At 63.0% G+C, this 19,261-nt stretch carries 19 protein-coding genes; 12 read left to right on the forward strand and 7 right to left on the reverse strand.

Going from position 1 to position 19,261, the window contains the following annotated elements:
* Positions 1-56: 56 nt before the first annotated feature.
* The 4 genes from trpB (at position 57) to GTA51_RS12315 (ending at position 3,905) form a co-directional block, all read left to right on the forward strand.
* Positions 57-1,241 (forward strand): tryptophan synthase subunit beta, encoded by a 1,185-nt coding sequence (gene trpB, locus GTA51_RS12300; RefSeq protein WP_160961489.1) that lies wholly within the window; start codon positions 57-59, stop codon positions 1,239-1,241.
* Positions 1,238-2,008, forward strand: a complete 771-nt coding sequence (trpA, locus tag GTA51_RS12305; protein WP_160961490.1) for a tryptophan synthase subunit alpha — start codon at positions 1,238-1,240, stop codon at positions 2,006-2,008. The genes trpB and trpA overlap by 4 nt, the downstream gene beginning before the upstream one ends.
* Positions 2,009-2,139: 131 nt before the next feature.
* On the forward strand, positions 2,140-2,763 hold the full coding sequence (locus GTA51_RS12310) for a LysE family translocator (RefSeq protein WP_160961492.1): 624 nt from the start codon (positions 2,140-2,142) through the stop codon (positions 2,761-2,763).
* A 41-nt stretch (positions 2,764-2,804) separates the two neighbouring features.
* A complete protein-coding gene (locus GTA51_RS12315; protein ID WP_160961494.1) occupies positions 2,805-3,905 on the forward strand; it encodes a hybrid sensor histidine kinase/response regulator in 1,101 nt (366 codons plus the stop codon).
* Here GTA51_RS12315 and GTA51_RS12320 read toward each other — a convergent pair.
* Positions 3,880-4,299, reverse strand: a complete 420-nt coding sequence (locus GTA51_RS12320) for a response regulator (RefSeq protein ID WP_160961495.1) — start codon at positions 4,297-4,299, stop codon at positions 3,880-3,882. The two genes, GTA51_RS12315 and GTA51_RS12320, sit on opposite strands and share 26 nt — an antisense overlap.
* A gap of 356 nt (positions 4,300-4,655) precedes the next feature.
* Here GTA51_RS12320 and GTA51_RS12325 point away from each other — a divergent pair, with 356 nt between their 5' ends.
* Complete coding sequence (locus GTA51_RS12325) at positions 4,656-5,630, forward strand: ABC transporter substrate-binding protein (RefSeq protein WP_160961497.1); 975 nt, start codon at positions 4,656-4,658, stop codon at positions 5,628-5,630.
* A gap of 72 nt (positions 5,631-5,702) precedes the next feature.
* Positions 5,703-7,553: a methyl-accepting chemotaxis protein gene (locus GTA51_RS12330; RefSeq protein ID WP_160961499.1), complete on the forward strand. Its 1,851-nt coding sequence runs from the start codon at positions 5,703-5,705 to the stop codon at positions 7,551-7,553.
* Positions 7,554-7,584: 31 nt separating this feature from the next.
* Here GTA51_RS12330 and phoU read toward each other — a convergent pair whose 3' ends face one another.
* Entirely contained in the window at positions 7,585-8,241 is a 657-nt protein-coding gene (gene phoU, locus GTA51_RS12335) for a phosphate signaling complex protein PhoU (RefSeq protein WP_160961500.1), read from the reverse strand.
* 182 nt (positions 8,242-8,423) lie between these two features.
* Between phoU and GTA51_RS12340 the strand changes: the two genes are divergently transcribed.
* Positions 8,424-9,812 carry an MFS transporter gene (locus GTA51_RS12340; RefSeq protein WP_160961502.1) on the forward strand — a complete coding sequence of 463 codons (1,389 nt, stop codon included), beginning with the start codon at positions 8,424-8,426 and terminating at the stop codon, positions 9,810-9,812.
* 195 nt (positions 9,813-10,007) lie between these two features.
* Here the strand turns inward: GTA51_RS12340 and GTA51_RS12345 are convergent, their stop codons facing one another.
* Together GTA51_RS12345 and pyk are read right to left on the reverse strand one after the other, a co-directional pair.
* Positions 10,008-10,628 carry a MarC family protein gene (locus GTA51_RS12345; protein ID WP_160961504.1) on the reverse strand — a complete coding sequence of 207 codons (621 nt, stop codon included), beginning with the start codon at positions 10,626-10,628 and terminating at the stop codon, positions 10,008-10,010.
* 77 nt (positions 10,629-10,705) lie between these two features.
* Complete coding sequence (pyk, locus tag GTA51_RS12350; protein ID WP_160961505.1) at positions 10,706-12,142, reverse strand: pyruvate kinase; 1,437 nt, start codon at positions 12,140-12,142, stop codon at positions 10,706-10,708.
* Positions 12,143-12,322: 180 nt separating this feature from the next.
* Here pyk and GTA51_RS12355 point away from each other — a divergent pair, with 180 nt between their 5' ends.
* The 5 genes from GTA51_RS12355 to GTA51_RS12375 all read left to right on the forward strand — a co-directional run bounded on the left by GTA51_RS12355 (position 12,323) and on the right by GTA51_RS12375 (position 15,550).
* Positions 12,323-12,634, forward strand: coding sequence for a DUF1844 domain-containing protein (locus GTA51_RS12355; RefSeq protein ID WP_160961507.1), 312 nt, complete (start codon positions 12,323-12,325; stop codon positions 12,632-12,634).
* 14 nt (positions 12,635-12,648) lie between these two features.
* Positions 12,649-13,701 carry an N-acetyl-gamma-glutamyl-phosphate reductase gene (argC, locus tag GTA51_RS12360; RefSeq protein WP_160961508.1) on the forward strand — a complete coding sequence of 351 codons (1,053 nt, stop codon included), beginning with the start codon at positions 12,649-12,651 and terminating at the stop codon, positions 13,699-13,701.
* 113 nt (positions 13,702-13,814) lie between these two features.
* Entirely contained in the window at positions 13,815-14,060 is a 246-nt protein-coding gene (locus tag GTA51_RS12365; protein ID WP_160961510.1) for a Nif11-like leader peptide family natural product precursor, read from the forward strand.
* Positions 14,061-14,063: 3 nt separating this feature from the next.
* Positions 14,064-14,759 carry a DUF1847 domain-containing protein gene (locus GTA51_RS12370; protein WP_160961512.1) on the forward strand — a complete coding sequence of 232 codons (696 nt, stop codon included), beginning with the start codon at positions 14,064-14,066 and terminating at the stop codon, positions 14,757-14,759.
* A 17-nt stretch (positions 14,760-14,776) separates the two neighbouring features.
* Complete coding sequence (locus GTA51_RS12375) at positions 14,777-15,550, forward strand: bestrophin-like domain (RefSeq protein WP_160961513.1); 774 nt, start codon at positions 14,777-14,779, stop codon at positions 15,548-15,550.
* Positions 15,551-15,581: 31 nt separating this feature from the next.
* Here GTA51_RS12375 and GTA51_RS12380 read toward each other — a convergent pair whose 3' ends face one another.
* From GTA51_RS12380 to asnB, 3 genes are read right to left on the reverse strand one after another with little or no spacing between them, the layout of a single operon-like run.
* Positions 15,582-16,106, reverse strand: a complete 525-nt coding sequence (locus GTA51_RS12380) for a cysteine hydrolase family protein (RefSeq protein ID WP_160961515.1) — start codon at positions 16,104-16,106, stop codon at positions 15,582-15,584.
* A 53-nt stretch (positions 16,107-16,159) separates the two neighbouring features.
* A complete protein-coding gene (locus tag GTA51_RS12385) occupies positions 16,160-17,353 on the reverse strand; it encodes an MFS transporter (protein WP_160961517.1) in 1,194 nt (397 codons plus the stop codon).
* A complete protein-coding gene (asnB, locus tag GTA51_RS12390) occupies positions 17,350-19,260 on the reverse strand; it encodes an asparagine synthase (glutamine-hydrolyzing) (RefSeq protein ID WP_160961598.1) in 1,911 nt (636 codons plus the stop codon). The genes GTA51_RS12385 and asnB overlap by 4 nt, the downstream gene beginning before the upstream one ends.
* Between the last annotated feature and the right edge of the window lies 1 nt (position 19,261).

Genomic DNA, 19,261 nt, shown 5'->3' on the forward strand with positions numbered 1-19,261 from the left:
TGGGGAAACCCTTTTTTCAAAAAGGGTTTCCCCAGCCGCCGGAGGCATATCTCACTATGAAAAAGGGTTATTACGGCGAGTTTGGCGGGCAGTTCGTGCCGGAGCTGCTCATGCCGCCTTTGCTGGAACTGGAAGAGGCCATGCGCACGATTGTGCCGAGCGAGGGCTTTCAAAGCGAATTAAAGGCATTGTTGGCGGATTATGTCGGTCGGCCGTCGCCGCTGTACCGCTGCCCCAATCTGTCGCAAGAGTTGGGCTATGATTTGTGGCTCAAGCGCGAGGATTTGAATCACACCGGCGCGCACAAGATCAACAACACCATGGGCCAGGGCCTTTTGACCAAATATATGGGCAAAAAGGTGCTATTGGCCGAGACCGGGGCCGGCCAGCACGGCGTGGCCACGGCCACGGCAGCGGCCATGCTGGGGCTTGATTGCATCGTCTACATGGGGGCCGAGGACGTGGTGCGCCAGTCGCACAACGTACGGCGCATGAAACTGCTTGGGGCCGAAGTGGTGCCTATCGAGTCCGGCACCAAGACGCTCAAAGACGCCATCAACGCGGCGCTTCGCTATTGGATCGCCGAGCAGAATACCACCCACTATTGCTTTGGCACGGCGGCCGGCCCGCATCCGTTTCCGCTTTTGGTGCGCCAGTTCCAGGCGATCATATCCTTGGAAGCGCGCGCCCAGTGCCTGGACAAAATGGGCCGGCTGCCGGATTACGTGGTGGCTTGTGTGGGCGGCGGCTCCAACGCCATCGGCATGTTCCACCATTTCGTGCCGGATGCCTCGGTCAAATTGATCGGCGTCGAGGCCGGCGGCACGGGCGAGGCCGGCTGCTACCACAGCGCGCCCATCAGCCTTGGCACGCCCGGGGTGCTCCACGGCATGCGCACCATGCTGCTGCAAACTTCCGAGGGGCAAATCCAGCCGTCCCATTCCGTTTCGGCCGGCCTGGATTATCCCGGCGTCGGCCCGGAACACGCCCATCTCGGGGCCACCGGCCGGGTGCACTACGACGTGGCCGTGGACAGCCAAGCCCTGGCCGCCTTTGAGGCGTTGTGCCGACGCGAAGGCATCATTCCGGCCCTGGAGAGCTGCCACGCCGTGGCCTGGGCCTTAAACCCGGCCTCGGACATCCCCAAGGGGTCGCAGGTGGTGGTGTGCCTGTCCGGTCGCGGCGACAAGGATCTCGACATCATCGAGTCCTATGAGAACACGCAGGGAGGCGCGCAATGAGCCAGTCGATTCTGACCACCCGCATCATGGAGGCGCTGGCCGCCGGGCGCAAAGCGCTTATGCCCTTTTTGCCGGGTGGCTTCCCGGACAAGGAGCGGTTTTTCGACGAACTGGCCGCCCTGGATGCCGGCGGGGCCGACATCATCGAGATCGGCGTGCCCTTTTCCGACCCCGTGGCCGATGGCCCGGTGGTGGAACAGGCCTCCCTCGATTGCCTGCTCAACGGCACCTGCCTGTCCTGGCTGCTCTATGAATTGGAGAAGCGCAAAGGCCAGTACCGGGCAGGCATCGTGCTCATGGGCTATTACAACCCGTTTCTGCAATACGGCCTGGAGCAACTGGCTGAGGATGCGGCCAACGCCGGGGTGTCCGGGTTTGTCGTGCCCGACGTGCCGCTCGAGGAATCGGGACCGCTTCGCGCCGCTCTGGACAAGCACAACCTGGACCTGATCCCGCTGGTTGGCCTCAACACCTCCGAAGAACGGCTGGCCGCCTATGCCAAGGACGCGCGCGGCTTCGTCTATTTCGTCTCGGTGCTGGGCACGACAGGCATGCGTGATTCCCTGCCAACCGAGATCAAAGAGCGCCTGACGGCCGTGCGCCGCCTGTTTCACGTGCCCGTGGCCCTGGGTTTCGGCATCAAGTCCCCGGAACAACTCCTGGCCTTTGGCGATCTGGTGGATGGCGTGGTTTTCGGCTCGGCCCTTATCGCCCACATCAAGGCCGGCGGCACATCCGCCGAATTCATGCTCCGCTGGCGCAGCTGACCGCACCTGATACGGGCGACCGCCAGCCGCTGCCGCGTCCTGTCCCTGGGGCGAACGCAGCGGCAGGCGGGCAAAGGCTCCCGGCCGGCCTGCGACCCGGCCGGGCAGCCCCCCTGTCGCGGGAAGCCGCCATGCTCACCAAAACCTATCTCGCCTATCTGATGACCCTGGCCGCCAGCATGCCCACCCCCGGGCCGGCCATGCTGCAGGCCATGACCCTTGGCATGCGCCACGGTGCCCGGCCGGTGGCTGCGGCGGCCCTGGGCAATGCCTGCGCCACGGTCCTGCAGGTGACGGCCATTTTGTTCGGCCTGTCACTGCTCGCCCGGGAACCGATCCTGTTGCGGCTGGTCCGGTTTGCCGGCGCAGCCTACCTCATCTGGCTGGGGCTGCGCTTGTGGCGCGCCCCGTGCCGGCTGGCGCTGCCGGCAGGCGTCGCTTCCACCACCCGCCTGCCCCATCTCTTCGGCCAGGGCCTGCTCGTGGCGGCGGTTAATCCCAAGGCCTGGGGCTTTTTATCGGCCATGCTGCCGCCCTTTGTCACGGCCGGCATGCCGGACCTCGCGGCCGTCGCCCTGCTCGTCTCGCCGGTATGTCTGATCGGGTTTGGCGGCATGATGGCCTATGCCGTCTTCGGGGCTTGGCTTGTCCGTGTTCTGGAATCGCCTGCGGCCCTGCGCCGGGTGTTTCGGGCCATGGCCGTGGTTCTGTGGGCCTGCGCCGGCTTTTTCGCCGCCAGAGAATTCCCCTTGTGAAGCGCTTGGGGTATGGTCAGGCTGCCTGAGAAGGACGCCCCATGCCCCAATGCGCCAAAATCCTCGTTGTCGATGACGACCCGGCCGTGCTCGACGCCCTGCGCCGCACCCTTGGCCGCTGTTACGATCTGGAAACAGCCCTTGGCCCGGAAACCGGCCTGCGCCTGCTGACCGAACGCGGTCCCTTTGCCGTCATCGTCTCTGATCTGCGCATGCCGGGCCTGTCCGGCGTGGAGTTTTTGCGCCGGGCCAAGGCTCTCGCCCCCCAGGCCGTGCCGCTCATGCTCACCGGCCATGGCGACCTGGACACGGCCATGGAGGCGATAAACGAAGGCCGGATCTTTCGGTTCCTGACCAAACCCTGCCCCCCGGCGACCTTGCGCTGCTCCCTGGACGCGGCCCTGGCCCAGTATCGTCTGGCCGCCGCCGACCGGGAGCTGTTGCGGGTGACCGTGGAAAACGCCCGGCTGCGGGAAGACGTGGAACGCATCATGCGCCACGATCTGAAAACGCCGCTGACCACCATCATCAGCCTGCCCCAGGTCATGCGTCTGGCAGAGAATCTCGACGACGACCAGCGCGACATGCTTTCGCTTATCGAAGACGCCGGCTACACCGTCCTGGCCATGGTGAACCTGTCGGCGGCGCTGTTTCAAATGGAACGCGACCAGTACACCCTGGCCCCGGTCGCGGTCGCTATCGTGCCCATCGTCAAAAAGCTGTTCGCCGCCCATGCCTATACGGCCAACGCCCACAACCTGTCCCTGGAACTGACCCTGGACGGCCGCCCGCCGTGCGCTGGAGAAGCCTTTGCCGTCATGGGCGAGGAACTGCTGTGCTATTCCATGCTGGCCAATCTTTTGGCCAATGCCGTGGAGGCCTCGCCCGACGGCGGGCGGGTGTCGGTGGATTTGCGCCGGCAGGGGAAGCTGGCGTGCATCGTCCTGACCAATCAGGGCGCTGTCCCCGTAAGCATTCGGGAGCGGTTTTTCGAGAAATACGTCACGGCCGGCAAACCCAAGGGCACCGGACTTGGGGCCTATTCCGCCCGGCGCATCGCCCTGGCCCACGGCGGCGATATCATCTTGGCCACCGATGACACCACCGGCACCGTGGTCACGGTCTGCCTACCGCCAGCTTGAGCAGGCTCGGACAGCGCTCGCACACGGAACTGAGCTTTTTATACAGGGTGTCCGGCGAAAACGGTTTGACCACATAGTCGGTCACGCCGGCCTGCATAGCCGCCTGCACATGCTCGATATTGGCTTCGGCCGTAATCATGACCACCGGCAACCTGGCGTAGCTTTCGCTCTGGCGGATGCGCTCCAGCAGTGACAGGCCGGACAGGCGGGGCATGTTCCAGTCGAGCAGCACCAGATCCACCCGCGCGTTATTGATCAGCTTCCAGGCCTCGTCGCCGTCCTCGGCAAACTCAATGTGCTTAAGGCCCAACTGCCGCAGGATGTAGGCAATGGTTTTGCGCATGGGCTGCTGATCGTCCACCACCAGGACAACCATCCCTTTGGGAACATTCATGGCCGCCTCCTTGGCGTCTCAGCCAGAAGGATACGCCGGCGGACGGAAATATTCCATGTCCAAATGCGGCGGCACCGGCCGGGTGCAGCCAGAGGCCCCGGACCGAAACGCACCACGGGTGAGCTGGCGCAGCCCGTTATTTGATCAGAATGTGACGCCTCCATGTGCAATAGGGTCTTTTCCAGACGATTCGTTGACAAAGCCCCCAACAGCTTCCCCGTGCTGCCTTTTTCATGAATAGGTGTTGGGACCGTAACGGCCACGCGTCGCAGCGTCCGCATCATCCCCGCATCCTCCTGGACTCCTCAAAAAAAGCTGAGGCCAGGGGCAGCACCTTGAGACTTTGGAGGTATTTTGTGCGTCGTATCATTGTAGCCCTTGTTGTTCTCGGCTTCCTGACGTCAACCGCTTACGCCAAACAGTATAAAGTTGGGATGATCCACTGGATTGCCTTTTCACCGCTCAATGTGGCTGAGGCCAAGGGCCTGTGGAAAGACCAGGGCCTTGATGTGGAGGTCGTTAATTTCGGCTCCAACCAGGAACTCAACGCCGCCCTGGAAAACAAACGCATCGACATCGCTCTGGATATGCTCGGTTCCTGGGTGGGACTTACCATGAGCGGCACGCCCATCGCCATTCTGGGCGAGACGGACTGGTCCAACGGCGGCGACAAGATCATTGCCAAAAAGGGCCTGGACATGGCCGCACTCAAAGGCCAGACCGTCGGCATCTATTTGAATCAGCCGTCAGTGACCTTTTTCCTCAACAGATTCCTGGCCGCCAATGGCTTAAAGCTTGCGGATATCAAAACCGTCGAAGTCGAGCCCGAGGCCATGGCCGACAACTTTATCGCCGGCAAGATGCCCCTGACCGTCAACTATGATCCCCAGGCGCTACGCGCCATCAAGGAAGGCGACGGCACGGTGGTGGCCACCAGCGCCACCTATCCCGGCGTCATCCCCGAGGGCTTCGCGGCCCGGGCAGACACCCTGGCCGAGCTCCCCGCGGCCGATCTGGCCAAATTCTTCGCCGGCTGGACCAAGGCCGTGGCCTGGACCAAAGACCCCGCCAACTGGGCAGAGTATGCCACCATCCTCAACACCAAGACCTTTGAGGGCGAAAAGCCCTATTCCGAAGCGGAACTCAAGGAAATGCTCGCCGCCGTGTCCATCCATGACAAAGCGACGCAGCTTGCGCGCAACACCGTCGGCCTCAAGGCGTATATGACGGAGCTGCACGCTTTTCTCAAGGACAACAACCTGCTGCAGGCAGATTTCGCCTCGGATGCCATCCTGCAAAACACCGTCCTGATCGAGTCGCTCAAGCAATAAGCAAACAGCCCCGGCGCGTCGGAACCCTTCCGGCGCGCCAAACCGTGCGTCTTTTCCCAAGGGAGTTCTGCCGTGCAGCAAAAGTATCTTCCCCTTGTCACCAGGCTCGGCATTATCTACGCCGTACTGGCCGTGGCCTTTGTTGCCCAGACGGTCCTGTCCTACTCCAACGGGCAAAGGCTCAAAGCCGTCTATCAAAGCCAGATCCAGGCAGCCCGGGGCCTGGACGACCTCACCCAGGCTCTCTACGCCCTGCGGCTCAAGGTTTTTCAATATCTGGGGACAAGCAAGCCGGCTGAAATGGACGCCATAAAAACGGAAGCCGCCGCCCTTTCCGCCGCTATCGCCAAACAGCTCCAATACGGGGCGCTCGGGGAATTGGCGCCGCTTTTTGCAAAGGCCCAGGCGCAATACGACAGCATCATCAAGGAACACGGGGATTTTAAGACCAAACAGGCCTACCAGGCGATCTATGGCGACTCCCAGGCCACCTTCGAGCAATCCAAGACCAGCATCACCGGACTTTCCGGCAGAGCCCGGGCCCAAGCCGAGGCTGCGGAGCAGTCTGCGTTTAACACCATCCTCGGCGTCACCATCGGGGCGGCCGTTTTAGTGGCCGCCGCCCTCGGCTTTCTGGTCTATTACTCCAAGCGGGCCATCGTCTCCCCGCTGAATCGACTTTCGGTCTATGCCGCGAAAGTCTCCCAGGGCGAGATGGAGGCACCCATCGACGGCGTCTACCAGGCCGAACTGCACATTCTCAAAGAGTCCCTGTCCCAGATGGTGGTCAACTTGCGGGATCAGATCAGCCTGGCCGCCCGTGATGAGGAAAAAGCCAGACTGTGCGCCGACGAGGCCATCGCAGCCAGAAGCCAAAGCGAAGGGCTCAAGATCCAGGCCGAGAGGTCGTTTGACCGCATGAAGGACGCGGCCGGCCAGCTTGAGCAGATGGCCGACACCCTGGCCAGCGCCAGCCAGGAACTCTCCCACCAGATCGAGGAATCGGCCCAGGGCGCCAACATGCAAAAGAGCCGGGCCTCGGAGGCTTTCGATGCCATCACCCAGTTGAGTCAGGTCTCCCTGGAAGTGTCCCAGAAAGCTTCGACCTCGGCGCAACTGGCCGAGCGTACCCGCACCGAAGCCGACAAGGGATCGCAGGTGGTGGACTCGGTCGTGGAAATCATCCTGCAAGTCCATGCCAAAGCCCAGGCCAACAAAAACGACATGGCCGAACTCGGCAAACAGGCCCAGGCCATCAGCACCATCATTGACGTCATCAACGACATCGCTGACCAGACCAATCTCCTGGCTTTAAATGCCGCCATCGAGGCGGCGCGCGCCGGCGAGGCCGGCCGGGGATTCGCCGTGGTGGCCGATGAGGTGCGCAAGCTGGCCGAACGAACCATGAACGCCACCAAGGAAGTGAGCCAGGCCATCGGCAACGTCCAGGACGCAACGCGTCGCAATCTCGCCTACGCCGAGGAAACCAACAGCGCCATTGCCAACAGCGTGGAACGGGCCAACCAATCCGGCGATGCCCTCAAGACCATTGTTGGCCTCATCGACGAAACAGCCGGGCAGGTCCAATCGATCGCCGCCGCTGCTGAGGAGCAGTCGGCCACCACGGACCACATCATGGAGGCCCTGCGGCATGTGAGCAGCATTGCGGAAGAGACGGCACGGTGCATGGATGAATCGAGCGCAGCCGTGTCTGATCTGGCCCTGACTTCAAGCCGCCTGTCCGAACTCATCATGGAAATGCGCGAACAGGAGTCTGCCGAGGAGATCGCACCGACGCCCGCCCTGGCCCGGAGCGCTCCCCTGGGGAGGCTGGCCCTCCCGCCGCGCCTGCCTTCGCCAGTCGGTGGAACGCGGGCACAGCCCCTCAGAGCGCAGCCCGGACAGCGGCGCGAATATTCCTAACGTCCCGTCGTTTTTGTTGCGGGCTGCAGCCCTAATCGCAACGATGCCGGCTGCAAGCCCCTTCGCGGGTAAAGACCACGGATTCGGCGATGTTGGTGCACTGGTCGCACACGCGTTTGAGGCCGTGGGCGATAAAGCAGATCTGCACGGCCCGCTCCACCGGCCGGGCGGCGTCGCGCATGAATTCGGCCATCTCTTTAAGCAGCGCCACATTGAGTTCCAGGATGTCCAAGGACTCCTCGCACAGCCGCCGGGCCATATCCATGTCCAGATTGGTGAAGCAGACGGCGGTGTTGGCCAGAAAATCCCGCGTGGCCTCGGCCAGCTCCAACAGCTTGGGCGGCGGGGCAAACGCCTCCAACTCCAAAAGAATCAGACCGCGTTCGGCAATGTTGACGGCCTGATCGCCGATGCGTTCAATGTCGCCCACACAGCGCATGCAGCCAAGGATCGCCCGCAGATCGCCGGCCACGGGCTGGTACAGGGCCAAAACGCGCAAAATTTCCGCGTCCAGGGCACATTCCAGGGTGTCGATGGCGGCGTCCTCGACGATAACGGCGTCGGCCAGAGCCGGGTCGCGCGTAAACACCGAGCGCACGGCCTTGTCCACGGCGGCCTGGGCCATGTGGAAGGCGGTCAGGGTTTCGGTCTTTAAACGCTGTAAATCGGCCTCAATAATGCGTTCCACACACTCCCCCGTCGGTCGGCTGGTTCATGGTCTGACCGTTATGGGTACCCGTCGCCGGGAAAACTGGCAAGGGGCGCACCAAAATGTCACATTCCCGCCATCTTTCCCCGCCCGGCCGCCGGCCGGCTTGACGGCGTCGGCCGGAAAGCCGACACGGCGGGGAAACTGCCAAGGAAGTTCACATGATTCGTGACAAGGCCGGTTCCCCGGCCATGGTGCTCGCCACCGTCTGCATCGCCCAATTCATGGCCCCGTTCATGCTGACCGCCGTGGGCGTGGCCCTGCCGTCCCTGGGGCGCGATCTCGGGGCCTCGGCCATGCAGCTGGGCCTTATCGAACAACTCTACGTCGTGTCCCTGGCCATGGCCATGCTCACCTTCGGCCGCTTCGGCGATATCGTGGGCCAGCGCCGGGTGATGCTGCCGGGCCTGGCGCTTTTTACCGGCCTGACCTGCTCCCTGGGCTTCACCACCTCGGTGGAAATGATCCTGCTGCAGCGCTTTTTCCAGGGGCTGGGCGCGGCCATGATGCTCTCCGGCTCGCTGGCCCTGGTGGCTGCCGCCTATCCGCCGGAAATCCGGGGCCGCAAAATCGGCCTCGTTTCGGCCTTCACCTACGCCGGCCTGTCCATGGGACCGGTCCTTGGCGGCTACGTCACCGGCCATTTCGGCTGGCGGCTGGTGTTTCTCATGTCTGCGCCGCTGGGGCTGGCCGCAACCGGCATGTGCCTGTTTGGCATGCGCGAGGCGGTCAAAAACGCCTCGGGCGAGCGCATGGACTGGCGCGGCGGACTGGCCTACGCCGCCAGCGTCGGACTGGTTATGCTGGGCGCGGCCCATGCCCGGGAGATCCCGCTGGGACCGGCCATGATCGCCGGGGGCATTCTCGGTCTGGCCCTTTTCCTGCGCCTGCAAACCCACACCCCCTGCCCGCTCCTGGACGTGGGCCTGTTGCGCCGCAACCGCTTTTTCACCCTCAGCTGTCTGGCGGCGCTGGGCAGCTACGCCGCCACCTTCGGACTCACCTTTTTCATGAGCCTCTATCTGCAATACGCCAAAGGCCTGCCGCCGCGTCTGGCCGGTTTCGTCCTTTTGGCCCAACCCGTCATGCAGGTCATTGCCTCGCCCCTGTCCGGCCGGCTGGCCGAACGCATGGCCCCGGCGCGGCTGGCCACCATCGGCATGCTCATCAGCGCCGTCGGACTCTTCGCCGCTGCCGTGACCATCGGCCCGGATACGCCGCTGTGGCTGCTGGTCCTGGAACTGGCTGTCATCGGCACGGGCTTTGGCGTCTTTGTCACGCCCAATTCCACCGCCATCATGGCCAGCGTGCAAAAACGCCAGTTCGGGCTGGCTTCAGGCATGATCGCCAGTATGCGCACGCTTGGCATGGCCGTGTCCATGTCCAGCATCACGCTCATTTTCGCCCTCTTCATGCACGATGCGGCCATCGGCCCGGACACGCTGCCGGCCTTTCTGACCAGCCTGCGGGTGGGGCTGACAGCCTTCGCCATCTACTCCTGCGTGGGGGTGCTCCTGTCGCTGCTGCGCGGCGCGCGCAGCGCGCGCTAGCGAAGGGAGAGAGGGGACGAGTTGAAGAGAAGAAGAGAAGGCAGAAGAGGCCTCCGGCGGCCAAAGGGGTGGCCCCTTTGGAATCCCTCCTGAAAGGCAAGGGGTAAAGTGGGGACGGCGTTGCCGCGATGGTGGGCGGGAGCGGAGAAAGCACTTCCGTCGGGTGGGAATGCCGCAAGGCAAGCTTGACAGGGGCTAGTGCAGCACCGGAAAGGCGGCGATGACGCCCGTAATAATGAACTGGATGCCCAGGGCCAAGGTGATCAGGCCAAAAATCTTGGTGAAAATGTCCATGCCGGTGTGGCCGAGGAAACGGACGATGACCGGGGAATAGAAAAAAGTCAGGTAATTGATCAGCGTCACGCCGCCTATGGCCGCTCCGATCTTGAGCAGCCCGTTCATGGAACCGGCGCTTTCGGCAAATAAAATGATGGTGGACATGGTGCCGGCCCCGGTGGTCAGCGGGATGGCAATGGGGACCACGGCCAGCGGTATCATCTCGGACAGGGTGGCCGGAATGAACCCTGCGGGTTCGTCGCATTTGCTTTTAAGCATACCCAGGCCGCTGGTGACCAGGAGCAGGCCGCCGGCTATGCGGAAGGCGGCGATGGAGATGCCGAAAAATTCCAGCACTGCCGCGCCGATGACCAGGGAAACGACCATGGTGACCAGCGAACTGCCCGTGGCCACGGTACACATGCGGTGCTGGCCCGCAACGTCGATGCCCCGGCACAGATTCATGTGCAGCGGCAGGGCCGGGATGTTGTTGGCCACGGCAAAAAGGCCGAGCAGATAATGCTGAAAGGTCATTTCCATGGGTTGCCGCTTCCTTTGGCGCACAAACCGAAGCCGGGGAAGACGCCGTCAGCCGACGCCCTCCCCGGCTCCAGTTGTTACTTGCAATAGATCTTAATTTCGTTGGTGCCCGGCGTGTCGTTGCCCGGGGTCGGCCGGCCGGCCGTGATGACCACCGCCTCGCCCGGGGCGAAATCCGGACAATCATCCACGAACGACTCCACCCGCTCCATGTAGTCCGCCTCGCCGTCCCGGCCGAACTCGAGCAGGCGCGGCTTGACGCCCCAGGAGAAGTTCAAAAACCGCATGACCCTGGGATCGGGCGTCAGGGCGTAAATGGGCTGGCGCGGCCGGCGGGATGACGTCAGCCGGGCGTTGGTGCCGCTGACCGTGTGGCACAGGATGGCCTTGCTCTCCATATTGTCGGCAATGAGGCAGGCCGAATAGGCCACGAACTTGCGCGGATTCTTCTCGCGCTTGGGCGCATACGGAGCCTGGATGCGCTCCAGATAATACTCCAGGGCGTTTTCCGAAATCTGCTGCATCACCTTGACCGCTTCCACGGCATAATCGCCAACCGCCGTCTCTTCCGAAAGCATGACACAATCCGCCCCGTCGAGGATGGCGTTGGCCACGTCCGTGGACTCGGCCCGGGTGGGGATGGGGTTTTTGACCATGGACAAAAGCATCTGCGTGGCCACGATGACCGGCCGCTGGGCATGGCGGCAGGCCCGGATGATCTTTTTCTGCATGATCGGCAGTTGCGGGATGGGGCATTCAAGCCCGAGATCGCCGCGCGCCACCATGACCGCGTCGGTGACGGCCAGGATTTCGTCCAGGTTGTCCACGGCGTTTTGCCGCTCAAGCTTGGAGACCACCGGTGCCCAGACCCCGTGGCGCTTGATCTCGTCCTTGGTCTGCACCACGTCGGCGGCGTTCTGGACAAAGGAAATGGCCACGGCGTCCACGCCGACATCAAGCCCTTCGTGGAGATCCTTGATGTCTTTGGGGGTGAGTGCCGGCATGGGATGGTGCTTGCCCGGAAAGGCGATGCCCTTGTTGGAGGAGAGCAGGCCGGCGTTTTGGGCCTCGATCTCATAGAGCCGGTCGGCTTTGATCTCCCGGGTGACGTGGAATTGCAGCAGGCCGTCGCTCAAATTGACCGGCATGCCGACCCGCAGCCCGGCCAGCAGCTCAGGCACATCAAGGGAGACGAACACGCGATCGTCCCGGGCCGGATCAGGGCGTTCGTCGGGCAGGCCCAGCAGCAGCGCCTCGCCCTTGTCCACGGTGCGCGGCGAGGCAGCCACTTCGCCGATGCGGGTCTTGGGGCCGCACAGATCGGCCATGGCCGTGAGCGGCACGCCCATCTCGCTTTCCAGCGACCGGATGGTTTTGATGATGGGCGCGAAATAGGCCGCGTCGGCATGGGAAAAGTTCAGGCGGAAAATGCGCACCCCGTGCCGCACCATCTCGCGCATGGTGTCCGGCGCAAGGGATGCGGGGCCTAGGGTGGCGACGATCTTTGTCAGCATGGTGTTGCCTCCGGGGTCCGAAGCCGCATCCGGCCGGCCGGGCCGGGAAAAAGCGGATGCAAGCTGGACGGGTTTGGGGTAAGACTACCCCCGGCTGGTTGCCGTCTTGCGTCATTGCCTTCTGTAATAGGGAGTGCGGCGCAGGACAAGGCCCAATGCCACGCAAGGAGGACGTCGTTTATGGTCAACGCATCCGACACCACAGGGTCAGGCTCCTGCAAGGAGCGCCGGCCCGGCCAGGAGCCTTGCTTTCCCCCGGTCTCGTTTATCACCTTCATCCTGTCCCTGGCCCAATCGGCCATGGTGCTCATGGGCGAGGCCCCGGAACCGGAAAGCGGCCGCATCATCACCAATCTGGCCGAGGCCAAGCACACCATCGACATCCTGGCCATGCTCGACTGCAAGACGCGCGGCAACCTCTCCGCCGAGGAAAGCGACGTGCTGGCCAGCCTGCTGTGCGACCTGCGCCTGATTTTCGTCAAGAAACAGTAAGCCCGAGGACCGTCATGCAGACCATCCCCGTCGGACTTGTGGGCGTGACCGGCTATACCGGCATGGAACTGGCCCGGATTCTGGCCGTCCATCCGATCTTAAAACTCACCCGGGCGACATCCCGGGCCGAAGCCGGCAAGCCCTTAAAAGCCATCTATCCCTTTCTGGAAGGCTTCCCGGCCGGCGACGTGGGCATTTCCGCCCCGGACGCCGCCGATCTGGCCGGTTCCTGCAAGCTGGTCTTTCTGGCCGTCCCCCACGGCGCAGCCATGGACTATGCCGCCGAACTGCTGGCCGCTGGCCTTAAAGTCGTCGATCTGTCGGCGGATTTCCGCCTGCTCGACGCCGGCATCTATGCCGACTGGTACGGCCTTACCCACCGCCACCCGCAGCTTTTGCCCGAGGCCGTCTACGGTCTGCCGGAACTGTACGCCGAGCGCATAAAGACCGCCAAATTGACGGCCAACCCGGGCTGCTATCCCACCTCGGTCATCCTGGGACTGGCCCCGGCCCTCAAAAACGGCCTCATCAACATTATCGACATCATAGCCGACAGCAAATCCGGGGCCTCCGGGGCCGGGCGCAAGGCCGCCACAGGCATGCTTTTCTGCGAGGTCCACGACAGCTTCCGGGCGTACAACCTGGGCAAGCACCGCCACACCCCGGAGATCGAGCAGGAACTGGGCAAGCTGGCCGGTGCCGATATTACCGTGTCGTTTAATCCGCACCTGCTGCCCATCGACCGGGGCATTCTTTCGACCATCTATGCCAAGCTGACCCGGCCCATGCCGGTGGAAGAGGTGCGGGCCGTCTACGCCGCCCACTACGCCGACAAGCCCTGGGTGCGCGTGCTGCCGGTGGGCAAACTGCCGGAAACGCGCTTCGTTCGCGGCACCATGTTCTGCGATATCGGCCTGGTGGTCGATCCCCGCACCAATCGGCTCATCGTGGTGTCGGCCATCGACAACCTGTGCCGGGGCGCTTCGGGCCAGGCCGTGGCCTGCGCCAACCTCATGTCCGGCCTGCCCGTGGACGCGGGGCTTAACCTCGCGCCCATGATGCCCTAGACGGCACAACAATGCGGGGAGGGAAACCCTTTTTTCAAAAAGGGTTTCCCTCCCCGCGCCCCTCCCCTCCCAAAAACTTGCAACGGGGGAAGGGTGAATCGGGGGGGTATTTGATGACCCAGGACAATGTGCGCCGCTTTTATGAACAGTTCGAGACCAATCTGGAACTGCGCAAGCTGCTCTACGCGGCCGAGGGGGCCGAAGGCCGTGAGGCGGCCCTGCGCGAGGCCGGCTTTCATTTCACCAACGAAGAATTCGACTCCATGGTCGATGTGCTCCACGTCAAATGCCAGACCCACGAAGAAGCCGAACGCTTTTTCGAGTTCCGCAACTGGTGGAACTTCCTGCGCGGGAACTAGGCCATGACCGACACGCCCCAACTCCCCCAATGCGCCATCTGCCCGTTTGACTGGTCCGAACGCTGGTGCCGCGCCGCCAAGGGCAAGGCCCCGAGCGATTGCCCGTCGTTGCGCCTGCGCGATCTGGCCGACACATCGGTGGCCTGCATGGTGGCCGAGCCGTGCGCCACGTTTGCCAAGCAGGCCTCGCTCCAGGAAGCGTCGTGCTACGGCGGCCGCACAGAAGGCTACGGCGCGGTCGTGCCGCTCAAACCCCGCATTGTCGAAATCGTGGAATTCGCCCGACGCCTGGGCTATCGCCGCTTGGGACTGGCTTTTTGCATCGGTCTTCGGGCCGAGGCCGCAGTGGTGCACGAGATTTTGACCACCAACGGGTTCGAGGTCGCTTCCGTTGGCTGCAAGGTCGGCGGCAAGCCCAAGTCGCTCCTGGGCTTGGGAGCGAGCGATCAGGTCGATCCAAACGCCGCCCATGAAACCATGTGCAACCCGATCTTCCAGGCCCTGGCGCTCAATGAGGCACGCTCGGAGTTTAATATCCTCCTTGGCCTGTGCGTGGGGCATGATTCGCTCTTTTTCAAGCACGCCACAGCCATGGGCACGGTGCTGGCCGTCAAAGACCGGCTGCTCGGGCATAATCCCCTGGCCGCGATCTTTCAGTATGAAAGCTATTACCGGTATCTGAAACAGCCGCTGCCCTAGGCGGAGACAGGCCGGCCATGCACAACCTTTTCTGGTACAGCGAAACCGCGACCATCGTCATTCTCGGGGTGCCGACCCTGTTCTATCTCGTGGTGGCCTACCGCCGCAACGCGCCGCCCATCGAATATCTGTCGGAAACCATCTCCAACTACAGCCTGTTTAATTCGCTCTATTCCATCTTTTTAAGCATGGCCCTGGTCACCCTGCTCGTCAACTTCAACACCGTCCAGGACGACACCCGCAAGGAATCCGAGGCCATGGTCTCCATGGGCCGGCTGCTCAACGGCCTTTCCGACGCCGAGGGCCTCAAAAAAGGTCTGGTCGCCTACGCCAAAAGCGTGGTGGATTATGACATTGCGGCTTTGCAGGAAGGGAAGATGTCGCCCCAGGCGTCCGAGGCCTTCGACGCGCTTTGGAAGCAGGCCTATGCCATCCCGCTGACCAGCAAAAACGAGGAGACAATCCACCGGCTGGTGCTGGGGGATTTGACCGACATGACCAAATGCCGGCTGACACGGAGGATCAAAGCCGCGTCCAACCTGCATCCCTTGATTTTCAGCCTCATCGTGGCCGGCTACTATGTCATGCTCTTAAAGACCTGGCTGACCCGGGTGGGCAACAGAAAGACCCAGCTCGCCTTCGAGCTGCCCATGTTCGCCATGATCCTCCTGGTCATCACCGTCATCATCGATCTCAACACGCCCTTTGTGGGTATCGTCAACATCGACGTCTCTGCCTTTGACTTCGCGTTTAAGCGTGTCACCATCCTGGCCGGTCTGCCCTACCCCTGACCGGCCCGCCGCGTCATTCCAGCCTGCGCCCTTACCCCGCCAACGCCTCGGCGCTGGTCGTCACAATCCCGCGCGTCGAAACGGCATTGAGCGCAATAAGATGCAGCAACTCGCTGACCGTGGTGCAGCAGTCGCCCAAAATCGAGACGCGGTACTTCTCGGCCGCGCGGGAGATGGCCGTGTGGGTGACGCAGTTCTGGGTCATCATACCGCAAAAAAGCAGATGCTCGGCCCCGCAGCCGGCCAGCACCGTCTCCAGGTCGGTGTCCACAAAACCATCCGCATGGCCCTTGACCACCACCGGCGCGTCGGGCGCGGCAGCCAGCAGCCGGGGATGAAACGCCACCCCGGGTGTGCCGGGGTTAAAAAACGGCGCGCCACCGGCCTTGGCGACATGTTGCACCAGCACCACCGGGATGGCGAGCTCCTTGGCCCGGCCGATGGCCGCGACCACGGCGTCAAGGATCGCTTCCGCGTTCCAGAGCGGAAACAAGCCCCCCGGAAAATAGTCATTTTGCAGATCAATGACCACGAGCACTTTTTTTTCCTGACGCATGGAAATCCTCCGCTGTTACCCGTTGGCGCGGCCGCACGCCCCTTCCCCGCGCGCTATGCCTTGGCGGGCGTGCGGATGCACTGGGCAAAGGCCAGGGAGACGAGGCCGAGGCCCACGCCGATGAAAAACGGGATTTTGTAATCGACCATCCACAGGATGCCGCCGAGCACGGGCACGACCACGGCCGCGATGTGGTTGATGGTGAACCCCAGGGCCATGCCCGAGGCCATGTCTTCAGGGGCGGCGATTTTTTGGTAGTAGGTGCGAATGCCCACCGAGAAGTTAAACAGCAGGAAATCGAGGACGTACATGATACCGGCCACGATGTGGGAGTCGGTGTAGGCGTAGGTAAGAAACACCAGGATCATGCCGGCGTATTCAATGGAGAGCAGATGGCGTTCGCCAAAGCGGTTGATGGCCCGGCCGATCATGGGATTGAGAAAGTAGTTGATGCTGTTGTTAATCACGAATAGCAGGCTGATGGACTGGACAGAGTAATCGAATTTCTTGACCAGCAAAAAAATGGCAAAGACAATAAAGATCTGGCGGCGCGAGCCTTCGAGAAACGTCAGCAAATAGTAAAGCCAGTATTTGCGCCGCAGATACATCTTTTTTTTCTGGGGGACCGCGTTGGTTTCGCAGGGCTTTTTAACCAGTCCCCACAGACCGACCAGGATGACCATGGCGCCGGTGGCGGCAAAGATGCCGTTATAGCCCATGGTGTCGGCCATAAAGTAGATGAGCACGCCCACCGCGATGTTGGCCAGGGCTCCAACGGCCCGGATGCGCGACAGGACAACGGGCGCTTCGAAGGTGTTAAAGTGCTGCAGGGTCAGCGATTGGTTGAGCGGCTCGTAATAGTGAAAGCCGGTGGACATGAGCAGCGTGGTGGCGGTCAGGCCCCAGAAGCTTGGAAAATAGCCGGTGAGGCACAGCCCGACGCCCAGCAGCAGCACGGCCAGGGAGGCAGCGCGCTGTTCGGTGAAAATGAGGAGCACGTAAATGACGAGCATGGACAAAAAGCCCGGCACTTCGCGGATGGACTGGACAAAGCCAAGCTGTCCGGCCGAGAGGTGGGCCGCTTCCACGGCGAAGTTGTTAATAAGCGTCTGCCAGGCTTGCAGGCCGGCGGTGGTGGCGATGGTGGAGACGAGCAGGAAGAGGAGAATATCGTGGCGTCCCGTGGCGCGCAGGGCGTCGCGGGTGAGCGCGTATTCCGGGCGGGCCGGATCAAGGTGTCGTTTCACGGGATAATGGTTGGCTTGTGCTTGGCGAGCCAGAGTTGCAGGACGAGCAGCGTCCAGAGTTTTTTGCGGTGATCGGCCGTGCGCGAGGCGTGTTCGGACACGAGGCGGGCGACCTCTTTGGGATTAAATAGGCCCTGTTGCGTCAAATGGCGCTGCCCCAGCAGGTCGTCCACCTGCGGGCGCAGCTGCTTGCGCAGCCAGTCGGCGGTGGGGATGAGAAACCCGCGTTTGCCGCGTCCCAGGATGCCCTTGGGCAGCAGATCGGCCACGGCCTTTTTGAGCAGATACTTGCGATTGGTCCCGCGCAGCTTGTAGCGCGAGGGCAGCCGGCAGACAAATTCGGCCAGATCGCGGTCGAGAAAGGGGGCGCGGGCTTCCAGGGAGTGCATCATGGAGCAGCGGTCCACTTTGACCAGGATGTAGTCGAGCATGTACTGGCGGGCAAAGACATAGCCGACCCGGGCCAGAGGGTCGCCTGCGGCGTAGCTGTCAAACAGCTCCCGGGTGGGGGCGAAAAGATGGTGCGGGGCGAGCATGCCGGCGGCCGGATTGCGCCACAGTTCGGCCTGGGCGTCGGCGGTAAAGGCGGACAGCCAGGTCTGGACGCGCAGCCACTGGGGGGCGGTGGCCCCGGCCAAAAAAGTGTCGGCCACGAACCGGGGGTTGATATACCCGGCCGAGTGGGGGAGCATTTTGACCAGGGGTTCGATGAGGCGGCGGCGCACAAACGGCGGCAGCTTGTCGTAACCGGCGGCCAGACGAAAGGCCGGGAAATATTCGTAGCCGTAAAAGAGTTCGTCCGGGCCGTCGCCGCCCAGAGCCACGGTGACGTTTTCCCGGGTCACCTGGGAGAGCAGATAGGTGGGCACGATGGACGGATCGGCCATGGGTTCGTCAAAGCGGGCCACGATTTCGGGCAACAGCGACCCGCAGGTGTCGGCCGAAAGGATGCGTTCGTGGTGGTCGGTGGCAAAGCGCGAGGCGACGAGGCGAGCATAGCGCGATTCGTCGTAGGAAGCTTCGGTGAAGCCGATGCTGAACGTCTTGATGCGGCTGACCATGCCGGCGGTCAGCGCGGCCACGGTGGAGGAGTCGAGGCCGCCGGAGAGAAAAACGCCAAGGGGCACGTCGGCCACAAGACGGCGCTTGACGGCCTGGGCCAGCAGCAGGCGCAGCTTTTCACACAGCTCTTCTTCCGATTCCCTGGGCTCGGGACCGGGCAGCGGCATTTCCCAATAAGGCGCGGTGGTCAGCTGCCCGTCTTTGAAGAGCAGATAATGGCCGGGGCGCAGCTTATAAACGCCCTTGTAGATCGTTTCGGGCGTGGGCACGTATTCGTAGGCCGCAAAGCGCATAAGCGCCGCAACCGGCGTTTCCAGGCGCAAAAAGGGCAGCTTGGCCAGGGCGGTCAGTTCCGAGGCAAAAGCCAGGACGCCGCCTTGGATGGTGTAGGCCAACGGTTTTTTGCCGAAGCGGTCCCGGGCGGCAAAAAGCGTGCGGCTGGCCCGGTCCCACAGGGCAAAGGCGAACATGCCTTCCAGGGCGTCAAGGCCGGCCGGCCCGTCGAGGAGCCAGGCGGCGAGAATGACCTCGGTGTCGGACTGGGTGCGGAACCGAAAGCCCCGGGCGGCGTAGCGGGCTTTTAATTCGCGGTAGTTATAAATTTCGCCGTTAAAGGTCACCACGGCCCGCCCCTCGGCATCTTCCATGGGCTGGGAACCGGCGGCCAGATCGATGATGGACAGGCGGCGATGGCCCAGGGCGGCCGGGCCGTCGATAAGCAGCCCCTCGCCGTCAGGCCCGCGATGGGCCAAGGCCCCGGTCATGGCGGAGAGCAGCGCCCGACGCTCGTCAGCCGGGGGCGGGGTTGCGCCGTGGGGCCAGATGAAACCGGCGATGCCGCACATG

Origin of the sequence: Solidesulfovibrio aerotolerans, from assembly GCF_009856865.1 — a bacterium.
GTDB lineage: Bacteria > Desulfobacterota > Desulfovibrionia > Desulfovibrionales > Desulfovibrionaceae > Solidesulfovibrio > Solidesulfovibrio aerotolerans.

Bases quoted from the DNA above. Each gene is read 5' to 3' on its own strand.
- trpB (WP_160961489.1), top strand. From the start codon at position 57: ATGAAAAAGGGTTATTACGGCGAGTTTGGCGGGCAGTTCGTGCCGGAG.
- GTA51_RS12310 (WP_160961492.1), top strand. From the start codon at position 2,140: ATGCTCACCAAAACCTATCTCGCCTATCTGATGACCCTGGCCGCCAGC.
- asnB (WP_160961598.1), bottom strand. From the start codon at position 19,260: ATGTGCGGCATCGCCGGTTTCATCTGGCCCCACGGCGCAACCCCGCCC.
- trpA (WP_160961490.1), top strand. From the start codon at position 1,238: ATGAGCCAGTCGATTCTGACCACCCGCATCATGGAGGCGCTGGCCGCC.
- GTA51_RS12375 (WP_160961513.1), top strand. From the start codon at position 14,777: ATGCACAACCTTTTCTGGTACAGCGAAACCGCGACCATCGTCATTCTC.
- GTA51_RS12355 (WP_160961507.1), top strand. From the start codon at position 12,323: ATGGTCAACGCATCCGACACCACAGGGTCAGGCTCCTGCAAGGAGCGC.
- pyk (WP_160961505.1), bottom strand. From the start codon at position 12,142: ATGCTGACAAAGATCGTCGCCACCCTAGGCCCCGCATCCCTTGCGCCG.
- GTA51_RS12320 (WP_160961495.1), bottom strand. From the start codon at position 4,299: ATGAATGTTCCCAAAGGGATGGTTGTCCTGGTGGTGGACGATCAGCAG.
- GTA51_RS12380 (WP_160961515.1), bottom strand. From the start codon at position 16,106: ATGCGTCAGGAAAAAAAAGTGCTCGTGGTCATTGATCTGCAAAATGAC.
- GTA51_RS12340 (WP_160961502.1), top strand. From the start codon at position 8,424: ATGATTCGTGACAAGGCCGGTTCCCCGGCCATGGTGCTCGCCACCGTC.
- GTA51_RS12365 (WP_160961510.1), top strand. From the start codon at position 13,815: ATGACCCAGGACAATGTGCGCCGCTTTTATGAACAGTTCGAGACCAAT.
- GTA51_RS12315 (WP_160961494.1), top strand. From the start codon at position 2,805: ATGCCCCAATGCGCCAAAATCCTCGTTGTCGATGACGACCCGGCCGTG.
- GTA51_RS12370 (WP_160961512.1), top strand. From the start codon at position 14,064: ATGACCGACACGCCCCAACTCCCCCAATGCGCCATCTGCCCGTTTGAC.
- argC (WP_160961508.1), top strand. From the start codon at position 12,649: ATGCAGACCATCCCCGTCGGACTTGTGGGCGTGACCGGCTATACCGGC.
- GTA51_RS12345 (WP_160961504.1), bottom strand. From the start codon at position 10,628: ATGGAAATGACCTTTCAGCATTATCTGCTCGGCCTTTTTGCCGTGGCC.